16 protein-coding genes are annotated in these 15,297 nt (G+C 60.5%); 14 read left to right on the forward strand and 2 right to left on the reverse strand.

Annotated elements, in window-relative coordinates; all coding sequences use genetic code 11:
- Positions 1–23 precede the first annotated feature (23 nt).
- On the reverse strand, positions 24–278 hold the full coding sequence (locus tag FMN63_RS07770) for an RT0821/Lpp0805 family surface protein (RefSeq protein ID WP_209001001.1): 255 nt from the start codon (positions 276–278) through the stop codon (positions 24–26).
- A gap of 4 nt (positions 279–282) precedes the next feature.
- On the opposite strand from FMN63_RS07770, the gene FMN63_RS29475 reads away from it, so the two are divergent.
- The 10 genes from FMN63_RS29475 to FMN63_RS07820 all read left to right on the forward strand — a co-directional run bounded on the left by FMN63_RS29475 (position 283) and on the right by FMN63_RS07820 (position 8,321).
- Positions 283–939, forward strand: coding sequence for a hypothetical protein (locus tag FMN63_RS29475; RefSeq protein ID WP_162529997.1), 657 nt, complete (start codon positions 283–285; stop codon positions 937–939).
- A 419-nt stretch (positions 940–1,358) separates the two neighbouring features.
- Entirely contained in the window at positions 1,359–1,871 is a 513-nt protein-coding gene (locus FMN63_RS07780; RefSeq protein ID WP_148583381.1) for an RNA polymerase sigma factor, read from the forward strand.
- Positions 1,871–2,569, forward strand: coding sequence for a hypothetical protein (locus FMN63_RS07785; RefSeq protein ID WP_148583382.1), 699 nt, complete (start codon positions 1,871–1,873; stop codon positions 2,567–2,569). The genes FMN63_RS07780 and FMN63_RS07785 overlap by 1 nt, the downstream gene beginning before the upstream one ends.
- 324 nt (positions 2,570–2,893) lie before the next feature.
- Complete coding sequence (locus FMN63_RS07790) at positions 2,894–3,643, forward strand: electron transfer flavoprotein subunit beta/FixA family protein (RefSeq protein WP_148583383.1); 750 nt, start codon at positions 2,894–2,896, stop codon at positions 3,641–3,643.
- Positions 3,644–3,666: 23 nt separating this feature from the next.
- Entirely contained in the window at positions 3,667–4,599 is a 933-nt protein-coding gene (locus tag FMN63_RS07795; RefSeq protein WP_148583384.1) for an electron transfer flavoprotein subunit alpha/FixB family protein, read from the forward strand.
- A gap of 138 nt (positions 4,600–4,737) precedes the next feature.
- Positions 4,738–5,619 (forward strand): 3-hydroxybutyryl-CoA dehydrogenase, encoded by an 882-nt coding sequence (locus tag FMN63_RS07800; protein WP_148583385.1) that lies wholly within the window; start codon positions 4,738–4,740, stop codon positions 5,617–5,619.
- 36 nt (positions 5,620–5,655) lie between these two features.
- Positions 5,656–7,146 carry an acetate--CoA ligase gene (locus FMN63_RS07805; protein WP_148583386.1) on the forward strand — a complete coding sequence of 497 codons (1,491 nt, stop codon included), beginning with the start codon at positions 5,656–5,658 and terminating at the stop codon, positions 7,144–7,146.
- Between the two features lie 62 nt (positions 7,147–7,208).
- A complete protein-coding gene (locus tag FMN63_RS07810; RefSeq protein ID WP_209001002.1) occupies positions 7,209–7,412 on the forward strand; it encodes a hypothetical protein in 204 nt (67 codons plus the stop codon).
- 299 nt (positions 7,413–7,711) lie between these two features.
- Positions 7,712–7,972 (forward strand): hypothetical protein, encoded by a 261-nt coding sequence (locus tag FMN63_RS07815; RefSeq protein WP_148583388.1) that lies wholly within the window; start codon positions 7,712–7,714, stop codon positions 7,970–7,972.
- 136 nt (positions 7,973–8,108) lie between these two features.
- Complete coding sequence (locus FMN63_RS07820) at positions 8,109–8,321, forward strand: hypothetical protein (protein ID WP_148583389.1); 213 nt, start codon at positions 8,109–8,111, stop codon at positions 8,319–8,321.
- A 60-nt stretch (positions 8,322–8,381) separates the two neighbouring features.
- Here the strand turns inward: FMN63_RS07820 and tlpA are convergent, their stop codons facing one another.
- On the reverse strand, positions 8,382–9,044 hold the full coding sequence (gene tlpA, locus FMN63_RS07825) for a thiol:disulfide interchange protein TlpA (protein WP_148583390.1): 663 nt from the start codon (positions 9,042–9,044) through the stop codon (positions 8,382–8,384).
- Between the two features lie 42 nt (positions 9,045–9,086).
- Between tlpA and argH the strand changes: the two genes are divergently transcribed.
- The 4 genes from argH to FMN63_RS07845 all read left to right on the forward strand — a co-directional run bounded on the left by argH (position 9,087) and on the right by FMN63_RS07845 (position 14,986).
- Complete coding sequence (gene argH / locus FMN63_RS07830) at positions 9,087–10,472, forward strand: argininosuccinate lyase (protein ID WP_148583391.1); 1,386 nt, start codon at positions 9,087–9,089, stop codon at positions 10,470–10,472.
- Positions 10,473–10,634: 162 nt separating this feature from the next.
- A complete protein-coding gene (locus FMN63_RS07835) occupies positions 10,635–10,835 on the forward strand; it encodes a lipoprotein (RefSeq protein ID WP_205513909.1) in 201 nt (66 codons plus the stop codon).
- A gap of 155 nt (positions 10,836–10,990) precedes the next feature.
- Positions 10,991–12,265: a diaminopimelate decarboxylase gene (lysA, locus tag FMN63_RS07840; protein ID WP_148583464.1), complete on the forward strand. Its 1,275-nt coding sequence runs from the start codon at positions 10,991–10,993 to the stop codon at positions 12,263–12,265.
- Positions 12,266–12,397: 132 nt separating this feature from the next.
- Complete coding sequence (locus FMN63_RS07845; RefSeq protein WP_502706266.1) at positions 12,398–14,986, forward strand: TIGR02302 family protein; 2,589 nt, start codon at positions 12,398–12,400, stop codon at positions 14,984–14,986.
- The last annotated feature ends 311 nt before the right edge of the window (positions 14,987–15,297 follow it).

The raw sequence follows: 15,297 nt of genomic DNA on the forward strand, positions 1-15,297 counted from the left end.
TTGTGCGGGCTGAAACTTGACGGCTAGGCTGACTTCCAGACGGCCTTGCCAGTGCGGCAGGCGACGCCCCGGCGGCTGATGGTCTTGCCGTCAGCCAGTTTGATTCGTTCCCGGTACGAGCGGCAGAAGTCCCCGGAGGTGTTTTTCCAGGTCTTGAGGGGGGTGACCGTGCCACTTGCGCCGCTTGACGGGTTTTTCCAGCTTCGAATATTGCCGGAAATCGACTTTTCCAGTGCGGCCTGAAGGGTTCTTTCCGCACGGTATTTGTCGGATGCCATCAATTTGGGTGCTGGTTTGCCTGTAGATGTCCGCGTCGATGCCTGGAGAGGATCAACTGCGCCTTGTGGCGACACTACAGAACAGCCGGCCAGGATATTTACGACCAAAAACAGAAAAATCGTCCCTCTCGGGACGCTGCCTCCAAAACAAATCAAGTTCGACCCCGCCTCTTGGATCTATTGCCAGCCGTTCGAGATTGCCTCCCGTTCCTCCCGCCTGCTGAGGGACCCACCTGAAGGCTCACTGTCACCGCGAAACTGGCTTCCGCCAAAGATGCTACCTAGAAAACCGCCAGAACTGGGCTTTTGTGTGGCAATGCGGCGGGAAGAGCGGCTCAATGAGGTAGGGTCGCTCGCCTCCGCAGGGTTGAACGAAGATCCGCCGGAGGAAGAGGAGTTGTTGCTTCTTCCGCCCGAATTGTTATTGCCTGAACTGCTGCCACCGGAGCTGCTGCCTCCGGAGCTTGTGCTTCCGCCGCCGCCGGAACTGCCGCCGCTGGAACTACTTCCACCGGAACTACCGCCGCCGCTGCTCGACTCGCCTCCGCCACCGGAACTGCCGCCACCGCTGCTCGACTCGCCTCCACCACCGGAACTGTCTCCACCGCTGCTCGACTCGCTTCCGCCGCCGGAACTGTCGCCGCCGCTTCTTTCTGGCTGATCCCGGCTTTCGCTACGCTCGGTCCGGCTTGACCGTTCGCCGCGGCTGCTGCGCTCACCACGCGTATCTGCGGCCGCGGCAATGCTGTCCTTCATGTCGATCAAAGGATTGAAGTAGACAGAAGAGAACACCATCGCCGCAGCTGCAGCACCCGGCAGCATGCGAAACATCGCAGAGAGGCGGTCTTGCAATGTAGACTGACGGGCACGTTTCATCGGCAACTGTTTCAACTTGTATTCTGAGGCCTATTACGGTCGTTGAGAGCGGTTTACGACCTTCGCATGCATAACACCCGGGCAATCTTCGTTCTTCCCGAAGATAGTCTAAAAAAAGCCGGGATCAAAAGATCTGCTCAGGTGTTGTCTCCCTGAGAGCGGTTTGCGGAGAACTCCTTGCCTGAAGATACCTTAAAGACGGAGATGATTCGTCTGCTCCCGAAGCTGAGGAGTTTTGCTTTAAGGCTGTGCCGGAATCCGGATCAGGCAGACGATCTGGTGCAGATGACATGTGAACGCGCGATCCGCTCGCTTGAACAGTTCGATCCGGCAACCCGGCTAGATAGCTGGATGTACCGGATTTTGCAGAACCTTTACTTCAATACGGTTCGCGACACCGCAAACCGGGCCAGATTGTTTGATCTTGCCATGCTGGATTTCGAGGAAAGCTACGATGGCGCGAAAGCCGCCGCAAGCAGCCTTGAACTTCAGAAGGTGCAGGATTTCATCGGCGAACTGGAGGAAGACAACCGTGAGGTTCTTCTGAAGATCGCTGTAGAGGGCAGAAGCTACAAGGATGTAGCGGATGAACTCGGTGTTCCGATCGGAACGGTAACCAGCCGGCTTGCTCGCGCACGGTTGAAGCTGCGTGAGTTGCTGGAGACGAACGATGCCCCGCAAGGGGTCAGGCTGCGCAGCATGCCAGGGGGTATGTGATGACTTTTGACGAAAAGCGCGAACAGGTCCTGCTCGCCAAGGATATCGGCAAGATCCTGGATGCGGAAGGTCCGGAAGACGAGCGTGCGGCGCTGCTTCGCCGGATCGAGGAGACTGACGGCGGACAAGAGCTTCTGGAGCAGATGTCGAAAGACAACACGCTGCTGCAGAATGCCGTTTCCGCGCCGGTGCCGGACGAATCAATGGCCCGGTTCGAGGCACTCATCGACAGGGAATTCGACAAACGCCAAGGGCTTGTGCGTCACCCCGTGCACGGTTCCTGGACAGGCGTTCTGGTCCAGATTGCGGCTGCGCTGGTGATGGTGGCCGGCACCTTCGCCTTCACCACCTACTGGATGCAGACGCGAATGGACAATGCCGTGTCTTCTCTTGCCGCACACATGGAGACCGAGCGGGTCCTTCTGGCGCAGACCGTTCAGGAAGCGCTGGAGACAAAGGTCAGCGGGGAGCCCGTGTTGGTGGGGCAGGAAGGCAACTGGACGGAGGTTCTGACGCCGATCAAGACCTACCGCAGCAAAAGCGGGCACTGGTGTCGCCAGTACCTTCGGCAGACGACCTTCAGCAAGCTCGATCTTTCCATTCGCGGAACGGCCTGTCGGGACGAGAGTGGTACCTGGGTGACGGTTTTCGCCGAACCGGTCTCGGACAATTTCTCGCCGGAGACCCCCGGCATCTGAGTGGAGGCCGGTCAAAGAAATTCGACAGTTCATCGCGCGTTTCCGGCAACGGGACGCGCGGTTTTGTTTTTCGCCTGAGGCCCTGATTTTCCCCGCTTTGCTGCGTTGCCGAACTATCCACATTGCGACGCATGTTTTTCCAGGCCCGGCAATTTGCCGCTTTAGACTATTTACGGCAATTGACAGTCGCCGTGTCGGTCAGTACCGTCCCCCGCCATGCGCCACGATTGGCTCAATTCTGCCGTTTGTTACCTGAGGTTAAGATGGCAGGGAGCCGGAGAATGCGGTGCGGTGAAAGCCGGCCCAGCAAGAGGTTGAGACCAAATGAAGATCCTCGTACCCGTAAAACGGGTCATCGATTACAACGTGAAGGTCCGTGTGAAGGCGGATGGTTCTGGCGTCGATCTTGCCAACGTCAAGATGTCCATGAACCCCTTTGACGAAATTTCCGTCGAAGAAGCTCTGCGGTTGAAGGAAGCAGGCAAGGCGAGCGAAGTGATCGTCGTTTCCGTCGGGCCGCAGCAGGCCACCGAAACGCTGCGCACCGGCCTTGCCATGGGCGCCGACCGCGGCATTCTGGTGAAGACCGACGACACCACCGAACCGCTGGCGGTCGCGAAGATCCTGAAAGCCATTGTCGAAGCCGAAGAGCCCGGTCTCGTGATCCTTGGCAAGCAGGCCATTGACGATGACTGCAACCAGACCGGCCAGATGCTGGCAGCCCTCCTCGGCTGGAGCCAGGGCACCTTTGCCTCCAAGGTCGATCTGGGCGACGGCACTGTCGATGTCACCCGTGAAGTCGACGGCGGCCTGCAGACCGTCAAGCTGAAGCTGCCGGCCATCGTGACGACGGACCTGCGCCTCAACGAACCGCGCTATGCCTCTCTGCCGAACATCATGAAGGCGAAGAAGAAGCCGATCGACGAGAAGACCCCGGCTGATTTCGGCGTCGACACCGCGCCGCGTCTGACTGTTGTCAGCACCGCCGAGCCGGCATCGCGCCAGGCTGGTATCAAGGTCGGTTCGGTTTCCGAGCTGGTCGACAAACTCAAGAACGAAGCCGGCGTCCTTTAAGACCCGTCGCAGGAGGATAAAACATGACAACACTTCTTGTGGCCGAACATGCCGGTGGTGAACTGAACGATGCCACGGCGAAGGCCCTGACGGCCGCTGTCGCTCTGGGAGCAGACGTCCACGTCCTGGTCGCCGGCAAAGGCGTTCAGAGCGTTGCCGACGCTGCATCCAAGCTTTCCGGCGTTGCCAAGGTCCTGGTGGCCGAAAGCGACGCGCTGGAGCACCAGCTGGCCGAACCGACAGCGGATCTGATCGTCGGCCTTGCAGGCGACTATGACGCCATCGTTGCTCCGTCGACCGCCAACGGCAAGAACACCTTGCCGCGCGTTGCGGCGCTTTTGGATGTGATGCAGATCTCCGACGTGACCGCCGTCATCGATGCCGAAACCTTCGAGCGTCCGATCTACGCGGGCAATGCGATCCAGACCGTTAAGTCCGGCGATCCCAAGAAGGTGATCACCGTGCGGACGTCCACGTTCGCGGCAGCGGAAGCAGGCGGTTCCGCCCCTGTCGAGACCGTTGCAGGCGCCGATGGGTCGGGTCTGTCGGAATTCGTGGGCGAGGAACTGTCCAAGTCCGACCGTCCGGAACTGACATCTGCGAAGATCATCATTTCCGGTGGCCGTGCACTCGGGTCTTCCGAGAAGTTCCAGGAAGTCATCATGCCGGTGGCAGATGCGCTTGGTGCAGCGGTTGGTGCATCGCGCGCCGCCGTCGACGCGGGTTATGCCCCGAACGACTGGCAGGTTGGCCAGACCGGCAAGGTGGTTGCACCGGATCTTTACATTGCCTGCGGCATCTCTGGCGCTATCCAGCACCTCGCCGGCATGAAGGATTCCAAGGTGATCGTCGCGATCAACAAGGATGAGGAAGCCCCGATCTTCCAGGTCGCGGATTATGGCCTCGTCGCCGATCTGTTCGATGTCCTGCCGGAATTGAAGGCTGCCGTCGAGTAATACCTGCGGCAAATTGATCACGGACCCCGGAGTGAATGACAGTTTTCGCTCCGGGGTTCTTGCTGTTCGGCGCAAGACTTGCCAAAAATAGCCGCAACCCGTCCAAACGGGATGTTTTATAAAGATCGGATTTTCAGGATGGCAGTCGAAATCAAGAAAGTCGGCGTAATCGGCGCTGGTCAGATGGGCAGCGGAATAGCCCATGTTTGTGCACTAGCGGGCTTCGACGTGGGATTGAGCGATCTCTCCATGGAGCGCATCGAATCCGGCCTGGCTTCGATCAATGGCAATCTGGCACGCCAGGTATCCAAGTCGTTGATCACCGAGGAAGAGCGCGATGCAGCGCTGGAGCGTATCAAACCGGCTGAAGATCTCGATCTTTTGCGCGATGTCGATCTGGTGATCGAATCCGCCGTCGAGAACGAGCAGGTCAAACGCAAGATCTTTTCGCAGCTCTGCCCGATCCTGAAGCCGGAAGCGATCCTGGCGACCAACACCTCGTCGATCTCGATCACGCGCCTTGCCGCTTCGACCGACCGTCCGGAGCGTTTCATCGGCATTCATTTCATGAACCCGGTTCCGATCATGGAGTTGGTCGAACTGGTGCGTGGCATTGCCACGGAAGACGAGACCTTCGAAGCGTCGAAAGCCTTCTGCGTGCGTCTCGGCAAGCAGATTGCCGTGGCTGAGGATTTCCCGGCCTTCATGGTCAACCGTATTCTGCTGCCGATGATCAACGAAGCGATCTATACGCTTTATGAAGGCGTTGGTTCGGTTGATTCCATCGACAAGGCCATGCGTCTTGGCGCCAACCATCCGATGGGCCCGCTGCAGCTTGCGGATTTCATCGGCCTCGACACCTGCCTGTCGATCATGCAGGTGCTTTACGAAGGCCTGGCCGACACCAAGTACCGTCCGTGCCCGCTGCTTGTGAAATATGTTGAAGCAGGGTGGCTTGGCCGCAAGGCTCAGCGCGGCTTCTATGACTACCGCGGCGAACATCCGGTCCCGACCCGGTAAACGGTTGCCCGGACACCGCAGAAGCACCAGAGCCAGATGAACCTAGCCCGCTATTGCCTGACCAGCGCCGCCCCGGATCCGGGCAAGACGGCGCTGGAACTGGTTGGGCCGGGTGGCACTCTTCTGGAAACATGGAGTTATCGCACGCTGACGCGCACCGTTCTTTCGGTGGCCACGGGTCTGCGTGCGACGAATCTTGTGCCCGGCGACCGCATTCTCCTCAGGATCGGCCATTCCAGCGATTTTCCTCTGGCCTTCTTCGGGGCGATTGCGGGTGGTTTCGTGCCGATCCCGACGTCTTCCCAGCTGACCGCGTCTGAAGCAGAGGCGATCCTTGCCGACAGTGGTGCCCGGATGGTGCTTCACGACGGGCATACCGTGTTGCCAGCGGCTGGCAGTGCCACGTTTATGGGGCCTGAGGCGTTAGCCGGACTGAAACAGGCAAAGCCTGGAGATTTCGCGGAAACCCGGGCAGACGACCCGGCGTTTCTTGTCTATACCTCCGGCACAAGCGGCACGCCGAAGGGCGTGCTGCATGCGCAGCGCGCTGCGAGTGCGCGCAGGCCCATGTATGCCGGCTGGTATGGCATCGGCGCGTCCGATCGGCTGCTGCACGCCGGCGCGTTCAACTGGACCTATACGCTCGGCGCCGGATTGATGGACCCCTGGGCAAACGGTGCCACCAGCGTGGTTTATGACGGACCTCGGGAGCCTGATCTCTGGCCGGACCGGATCGCCGAGACACACGCAACGCTTTTTGCTGCCGTGCCCAGCCTCTATCGGCGCATTCTGAAGTATGGCGCGGTTTCCCCGGCTTCCTTTCCCGAACTGCGCCACGGACTGACAGCCGGTGAAGCCCTTCCGGCAAGCCTCTACCACGCGTGGAGGGAGCGCACCGGGCGGGAACTCTATGAAGCGCTCGGCATGAGCGAGATCTCGACCTATCTCTCCAGCAGTCCAAGCGTTCCGGTCAAACCCGGCTCACCGGGAAAGCCCCAGGCGGGGCGGAAGGTTGCCATTCTCAGCGAGGTGGAAGACACCCCGGAGCCGATGTCCGGGCCCGAGACGGGGCTACTGGCGGTTCACAGGGACGAACCGGGCCTGATGCTGGGGTATTGGAACCGTGCCGCCGAAACAGCGGCCGCGTTCAGAGGAGACTGGTTCCTGACCGGCGACCGGGCGCGGAGGGACGAAGACGGCTATTTCTGGTATGAAGGCCGCGCCGACGATCTGATGAACGCCTTCGGCTACAGGGTCGCACCGGAAGAAGTGGAGCGGGTGCTTGCCGCCGATCCGCAGGTGCAGGAAGTGGCCGTGACGGCGGTGCCTGCGCGCGAGGGCGTCAGTTTGATAACCGCCTTTGTGGTGCCAGCCCTGCCCGGTCAACTGGATATCGACCGCCTGGCCGCATTCGCGGCGGAAAACCTGGCGGAATACAAGCGTCCCAAGGTTTACAAGGTGCTGGAGCAATTGCCCCGCACACCGTCCGGCAAGGTTCGGCGCAGTGTTCTGCGCAAGGGAGACTGAGGCATTGTTAATACCTGCTTAAGGGTAGGGGGTTAGGTTGGCCACAACCTCAGGAGTTAATGATGGACAGTGTTGGAATAGCCACCACTTTCGTGGCCCAGCAACAGGCACAGACAGCCCAGGCGCTTCAATCGAAGATGATGAAGATGGCCGCGCAGCAGGATGCCAATCTGGTGGCGCTGCTGCAGCAGGGTGCCGACAATCTTCAGGCTCAGCAGGCCGCACCCCCTCCCGGTCTTGGCGGCCAGGTGGACGTCAGCGCCTGATCTTTTCCTTTCCGATTTTCTTAACGGCCCGTGCGGAATTGCTCCACGCGGGCCGTTTTCGTTTGTCTGCGGAGACTCTTTTTTCGAACAGAGCCGGAAAATCGTCTTTCCAAAGTTGCTACGGAAAGTCTCGATCCTTCATATAGTTATTTTGAATTGCGTAAAGTTTTAAGTAAATTGTTCTGATTAAATCAGCAAAAGAGTTAGCAACTGTGCGAGTTCTTTTGGAAATTTACCTTTGAATTCAGCTATTTCATGCATGGTAGACTTTGAAATCGTATCCAAGGATTGGAGCGACCATGCCAGATGCAATAGGATATGGATCATCTCCGGCGTTTCAGCCGAACACGTCCAATGCGCGTGCGAACCAGGTTGCAGAGCAAGCCGAAGCGTTCAAGACGAAGCGCTCCGAAGCGGCTGCCGAGATTGCACAGCGCCAGGCGAGCTTCAGCACCAGCCGGGCAGAGTTCTTGAGCCAGCAGGCTGAACAACTCGAAGATCGCGCCGAAACGCGCCAGCTGGAAAACGGCGTCGGCGTAAAGGTCAACATCCTGGCCTGACGCGACGCGTGACCTGAATGGGTCATCTGGAAGCACAAGACGAACGAACAAAAAGCTGAAGCACCCGAATGTCAGGATGACGGGCGAACTTCGGCTACGGACAAGCCCCATCACCACGGCGAAGGAGTAACCCATCATGCCGAGTGCTATCGACAGTTCCTCTTCCTCGGCCGCCTACAGCGCTGCAAATGTGCGCAGCGAACTTGCTGCCAATGCAGTAAAAGACCAGAACCAGCAGGAGCGGCAGGTTGCCGAACGGTTGGAGCAGGCTCAGGCGACGCAGGAAGAAGACCGGCGCGAGTCTCGCCGTATTCCGGGTCTGGGCAACGCGGTCGATATCAGCGTCTGATCGCGTCTAGCGGTTCCCCGACTTTCCCCAACCCCCCTCAATTGTGGCGGCAGCCGGACGTCAGGCGTCCGGGGCCGCCCTCGCGTTATTGATAAGCGCCTTGGCCTCACCTGAGGCCCATTCGGCCGGGCCGTACATCGTGCCGATCTCGCAGCCCTTCGGACTTACCAGAATGGTTGTTGGCAATCCGGTTGCCCGGGCAACCTTGCGCAGATCCTTCAGAAGATCGTTCGAGCTGTCCTGATAGAAGTTCAGATTTTTGACGCCCACCTCTTCGAGAAATGCCTTCGGCTTTTCCGGTCCGCCCCGGTCGAGATTGACCGCAACCACCTCGAACGTTTCGTCACCCATTTCCGCCTGAAGCGCGTCCAGCGCCGGCATTTCCTTCCGGCACGGCGCGCACCAGGTTGCCCAGAGGTTGAGGAGAACGGTCTTGTCGCCAAAATCCGAAAGCGCCATCTGCTGGCCCTCCGGGCCCTTGAAGGTGAGGTGTTGAAGGTCCAGCGGCTGGCTTGCCGGCAGGAAGGCGGCGACCTCACCCGTGGCAAAAGGCTTGGCCGCGGCTGCCAAATCGAGTGCCGCCGAACAGCTTTGCGCACCGGCGATGTTGCCATTCGGTCCAGCGATCACGTATAGAGCCGCTACGGCGGCCACTGCGCCCGCAAGCCCGGCGGCAACAATGCCGCGTCTGTTGGTTTTTGCTGGTTCGGTTGGCTTTGTCATTCGTTCACACCCCGCAAGGGGGCGCCTTCTAAGGGACAGGACATGAGCAATCGCATGTGGGGAGGCCGGTTCGCTGAGGGACCGGACGCCATCATGGAGGAGATCAACGCCTCCATCGACTTCGACCGTAAGCTATATAAGCAGGACATCGACGGCTCGAAAGCCCATGTGCGCATGCTGGCGGAAAAAGACATCGTGACGCGGGACGATGCCGACAAGATCGTTCAAGGTCTAGACACAATCCTGTCAGAGATCGAAAGCGGCGAGTTCAAGTTTTCCCGCGCGCTTGAAGACATTCACATGAACATCGAAGCGCGCCTTGCCGAGCTCATTGGTCCGGCGGCCGGGCGCCTGCACACCGCACGCTCGCGCAACGACCAGGTGGCGACGGATTTTCGTCTGTGGGTGCGCGACACGCTCGACACGCTGGATGATCAGCTCGGTGAGCTGATGCAGGCGCTTGCGGAAAAGGCGGAAACCCATGCCGCCGACGTCATGCCCGGTTTCACGCACTTGCAGTCCGCCCAGCCGGTGACCTTTGGCCACCACATGCTGGCCTATGTCGAAATGTTCGGCCGTGATCGCAGCCGCGTGCGCGACGCCCGCAAGCGTATGAACGAATGCCCGCTTGGGGCAGCCGCGCTGGCCGGCACGTCCTTCCCGATCGACCGGCACATGACTGCCAAGGCGCTGGGTTTCGACCGGCCTGCGGCAAACTCGCTCGATGCCGTGTCCGACCGCGATTTCGTCATCGAGGCGCTGGCAACAGCCTCGCTTACGGCCATGCATCTGTCGCGCCTTGCCGAAGAAATCGTCATCTGGTGCTCGGCACAGTTCGGCTTCGTCAAACTGTCCGACAAGTTCTCGACGGGCTCCTCGATCATGCCGCAGAAGAAAAACCCGGATGCGGCAGAGCTGGTGCGTGCCAAGTCGGGCCGTATCTACGGTTCGCTGCAGGCGCTTCTGGTGATGATGAAGGGTCTGCCGCTGGCCTATTCCAAGGACATGCAGGAAGACAAGGAACAGGCTTTCGATGGTCTGGCCAGCGTTTCCCTGGCTCTTGCAGCCATGACCGGCATGATCGGCGATCTGGAACCCGTCACCAAGGCCCTGAAAAAAGCCGCAGGCTCGGGCTATTCGACCGCGACGGATCTGGCCGACTGGCTGGTGCGCGTTCTCGGCCTGCCGTTCCGCGATGCCCATCACGTAACCGGCCGCATCGTGGCAATTGCCGTGGAGAAGGGCGTCGAGCTGCACAAGGTCTCTCTGGAAGAGATGCAGGCGGTGGAGCCGAAGATCACCAACGAGATCTTCCAGGTGCTGTCTGTCGATAAATCCGTGCGCAGCCGCACCAGCTATGGCGGCACATCGCCGGTGAACGTGCGCAAGCAGGCGCGCCGCTGGCTGAAGGACCTGGCCAAGGCCTGATGGCCGGCTGAAGGCCCCTCTCCCGACAGAGCACGGCGCGAACTGGTCTTGCCGAATGCGCCGTGTCATGCGAGGAGAAAGATCAGCGTGTGACTTTGTAAAAACTCCCGTGTCCGCCAGGGCGCGGGGGAGTCGATCCAAAAAGGCATAATGGTGATGACAATGCGGTTCAAAACCCTGGCTCTGGTCGGTCTTTGCCTGAGCGTGACCCTGGCAGGGTGCGGCCGCAAGGGCGGGCTGAGCGATCCGCGGACCCCTGTTCAGCAGGCGGATACCGTTGCTGATCCAGCCGTTGCAGCTCCGGTTCAGCCCGAGGCACCGGAAAGCGACAAGTCCTTTTTCCTGGATTTTCTGATCCAATAAACCACAGGCGCAGCGGGACAACCGGCTGCGCTCTGGAGCCAAGCCGGATGTGCCGAGCACCCGGGGGCTCCGTTGTTTCAATGCCGATCAGCTATCGCACGGTCAGGTTACGCCACCGGCCATCGAACCTGATCCAGCCGCATGAGGGCCCTCCCTTGCATCACTTCGATTACAAGAATGGCGAATTGTTTGCCGAAGACGTGGCGATCGAAACGATCGCGCGTGAAGTCGGTACACCGTTCTATTGCTATTCCACGGCGACGCTGACCCGTCACTACCAGGTGTTTGCCTCCGCTTTCAGCGATATCTCGTCGCTGGTCTGCTATGCGATGAAGGCAAATTCCAACCAGGCTGTCCTGAAGACGCTTGCGCAGCTGGGGGCCGGTATGGACGTGGTCTCGGAAGGCGAATTGCGCCGTGCGCGGGCCGCTGGCGTGCCGGCGTCGAAGATCGTCTTTTCCGGTGTCGGCAAGACTGAGGCCGAACAAGCCTATGCGCTGCAGGAAGACATCCTGTGCTTCAACGTCGAGTCCGAACCCGAATTGCGCCAGCTTTCCAGGGTGGCCAGCGAAATGGGCAAGACCGCGCGGGTGTCCATGCGCATCAACCCGGATGTCGATGCCAAGACCCACGCCAAGATTGCGACCGGCAAGGCAGAGAACAAGTTCGGCATTCCCTGGCAGCGCGCCCGGGAGGTTTATGCGGAGGCCGCGGCTCTGCCCGGCATCAAGGTGACCGGTATCGACATGCACATCGGCTCGCAGATCACGGAGCTGGAGCCTTTCGACAATGCGTTCGCGCGCCTGGGTGAGCTGATCACGGATCTGCGCTCGCAGGGCCATACGATTGATCATGTCGATCTCGGCGGTGGTCTGGGCATTCCCTATATCACCGACAACAATCCGCCGCCGCATCCCGATGCCTACGCCGAGGTGGTGAAGAAGCATGTACGCGAGCTGGATTGCACGGTCATGTTCGAGCCGGGCCGCATGATCGCAGGCAATGCCGGTATCCTGGTCACAGAAGTCATTTACGTAAAGGATGGTGCCGACAAGAAATTCGTTATTGTCGATGCTGCCATGAACGATCTGATCCGGCCGACGCTCTACGAAGCCTATCACGAGGTGCGCCCGGTGCGTGAACCGACGGAAGAAACAGACCGAATCAAGGCCGATATTGTCGGTCCGGTGTGTGAAACCGGTGATTTTCTGGCCCAGAACCGGGATATGCCCAGTGTAGAGGCTGGGGAAATGCTGGCGGTCTATTCGGCTGGCGCTTATGGCGCGGTTCAGTCCTGCACCTACAACACGCGCCTGCTGGTGCCCGAAGTGCTCGTAAATGCAGACCAATTCGCCGTTATCCGGCCGCGGACAAGCTATGAAGACCTGCTCGGCCTGGACCGGATTCCGGACTGGCTCAAGGGTTCGTGAACAGATCGGCTGACAATTAGTTGAACCGACAGGTTGCCGGACAGCCCGCTATGCCTCACCTTACTATAAGGCGTGCAGGTCCAGCGGGCTGCGTTTCCGGCGAAACGGGCAGTTCGGGGGGCAAAACCGGAGGTGCCATTGAGCGCGAGCGACAGCGACCCCGATCAAGACCGTCAGATTTCTCCCGAAGCCAATCGCTGGCGGGCTATGACGCAGGCCCGGCTGGACAAGCTGGTGGGCCAGAGCCGCCGTGCCCTGTTCATCGAACGCCTTTGGCGTGCCCTGCTTCCGGTGCTCGTGGTGCTCGGCCTGTTCGTCGGGGTATCGTGGCTTGGCCTGTGGCTGGTGTTGCCCGCCTGGGCAGGACCGCTTGGACTTCTCGTCTTTGCTGCCGGAGTCATCTGGGCCGCGCGTGACCTCTTTCACCTGACCTGGCCGACCCGCGAGGACGCGCTTGCCCGCGTCGAGAAATCCTCCGGCCGTACCCACCGTCCGCTAACCTCGCTGGAAGACGAGTTGTCGGTCGGCGCGCGCGACCGTGAAAGCCAGGCCATTTGGGCGCTGCACCAGCGGCGCACGGCAGAAGCCGTTGCCGCCATCCGCTCCAAGGCGCCGAACCCGCAAGCCTTCCGCCGCGATCCATGGGCGCTTCGCGTTCTGGCCGCCAGCGTGCTTGTAATCGGGTTTTCGACAGCCAGTGGCGATCATTTCGGCCGGCTGGTCTCGGCTTTTCAGAACCCGTTCAAGACCGTGGAACCGCCCAGCCGTCTCGATGCCTGGGTCACACCGCCGCTCTACACCAGCGAACCACCGATTTATCTGACGGGCGAAAGTGCCCAGTTGCGTGACCCCGGCGCGCCGATCTCGGTGCCGGAAGGCTCCGTACTCGTGGTCCGTACCCAGGGCGCGCGCGATCTCAAGATGACCTATGCCCGGGCGGAAGACGCCGAGCCGCAGGTGATCGAACCAGAGCTTGGCGCAGAGACGGAAGACCCGGACCTGAAGGCGCTTCTGCCGGTTGAACGCCGGCTTGAACTGGAAACCACGGGTATCGTCGAGTTGCACACCGGGGAAGAGCGTCTCCTGAGCTACGTCTTTGCGGTGAAGCCGGATGATGCGCCGAGTATCCGGTTGACGGACGATCCTGAAGAACAGCTCAGCGGCGCGCTCAAGTTTTCCTATCTGGTCAATGACGACTATGGCGTCGTGTCCGCCGAGGCGCGCATCGCACCGCTGCCCGATCCGGATCACAACAACCGGGTGCCCCGGCCGCTTGTGGATGCTCCCCAGTTCCCATTGTCGCTGCCGGCACGCGCCGGAACGGCCAAGACGGCTGAAACCATCCGGGATCTGACGTCACACCCCTGGGCAGGGTCAGAGGTCAACCTGACGCTGCTTGCGCGTGATCAGGCCGGCCAGGAAGGACTGTCGCCGGCCTATCGCATCACTCTGCCCCAGCGCCGCTTTGGCAAGCCCCTGGCGCGTGCTGTCGTTGAACAGCGCCGGAACCTGGCGCTTGACGCCGAAAGCCAGAGCCAGGTCATCATCGCGTTCGACTCCCTGATGCTGGCGCCGGAGATGTTCGACTTCAAGCCGCGCAACTACCTGGGCATGCGCTTTGCCTATGGGGCGCTTGTGAATGCCCGGACCGATGAAGATCTGAAGGCCCTGTTACCCCTTCTGTGGGATTTGGCCCTGTCGATTGAAGATGGTGACCTGTCTGCGGCTGAACGCAAGCTGCGCGACGCCCAGGAAGCCCTGCGCAAGGCGCTGGAGGAAGGGGCGAGCGATGAGGAAATCGCCAAGCTGACTCAACAGCTGCGCGAAGCGTTGAACGAATTTATGCAGGCGCTTGCCGAGCAGATGCGCCAGAACCCGCAGGCCATGCAGCCCTTCGACGGCAACCAGCAGACCTTGAGCGAGCAGGATCTGACCGACATGCTGGACCGCATCGAGGAACTGGCGCGCACCGGTTCACGCGATGCGGCCCGTGAGCTGCTGTCTCAAATGCAGCAGATGCTGGAAAACCTGCAGGCCGGACGTCCACAGATGATGCCCAACAGCATGTCCAGCGAAATGATGGAAATGCTCAACGAGCTGGGTGAGATGATCCAGCGGCAACAGCAGTTGATGGACGAGACCCACAAGTTCAATCAGGACCAGCAGCAACAGCGCCGGGGCCAGCAACAGCAGCGCGGAGAGCAGCAGCAAGGCCAGGGCCAGCAGATGACCCAGGAACAGCTTGAGCAGATGCTGCAGCAGTTGCAGGAGGGCCAGGGTGAGCTGGCACAGCAGCTTCAGGAGCTCATGGACCAGCTGAGCCAGAATGGCGTGGGCCAGAACCAGGCGCTCGGCGAGGCTGGCGAGTCCATGGGTGAGGCGCAGGAGTCTCTGGGCGAAGGTCAGGGCCAGCAGGCGCTTGGCGAGCAAGGAGATGCTCTTGATGCCCTGCGGCGTGGCGCACAGGGCCTGACCGAGCAGATGATGGGCCAGGGTGAAGGTGCCGGGTCGCCCAACGGCCCCTCGCCGATGGACGAAGACCCGCTTGGCCGTCCGCGGCGTACCGAAGGTCCGGATTTCAACAACCGGGTGCGCATCCCCGACGAGATCGACGTGCAGCGGGCCCGCCGGATCCTCGAAGAGCTCCGCCGCCGCTTCTCCGACCCGTCCCGGCCACAGCTCGAGCTGGATTATCTGGAACGACTGCTGAAGCGGTACTAGATCCTCCCAGACAAAGCTTCATGACCCCGCTTCGGCGGGGTCAGTTGTTTTGATGATGGCGTTTGAACATCTGGCCCATCCTTCGAGACGCGCACACGTGCGCTCCTCAGGATGAGATTGTCTTTGTGGTGAAGGCGATTGTTCATCAGACCGAGTGCCCAGCCACATTCAACTCTCACAGTATCCAAGGATTACCCTCATCCTGAGGAAGCGCGGAGCGTTGTCTCGAAGGATGGGCCTCTTGCTCGGTCTTCCTGCGGCCTTGGCAAAAAAGTGGGGTTACCTGCGCGGCGCAGGGCAAACAAAAACCC

The organism is Stappia sp. BW2 (genome assembly GCF_008107695.1).
In the GTDB taxonomy this organism is placed as follows: domain Bacteria; phylum Pseudomonadota; class Alphaproteobacteria; order Rhizobiales; family Stappiaceae; genus Roseibium.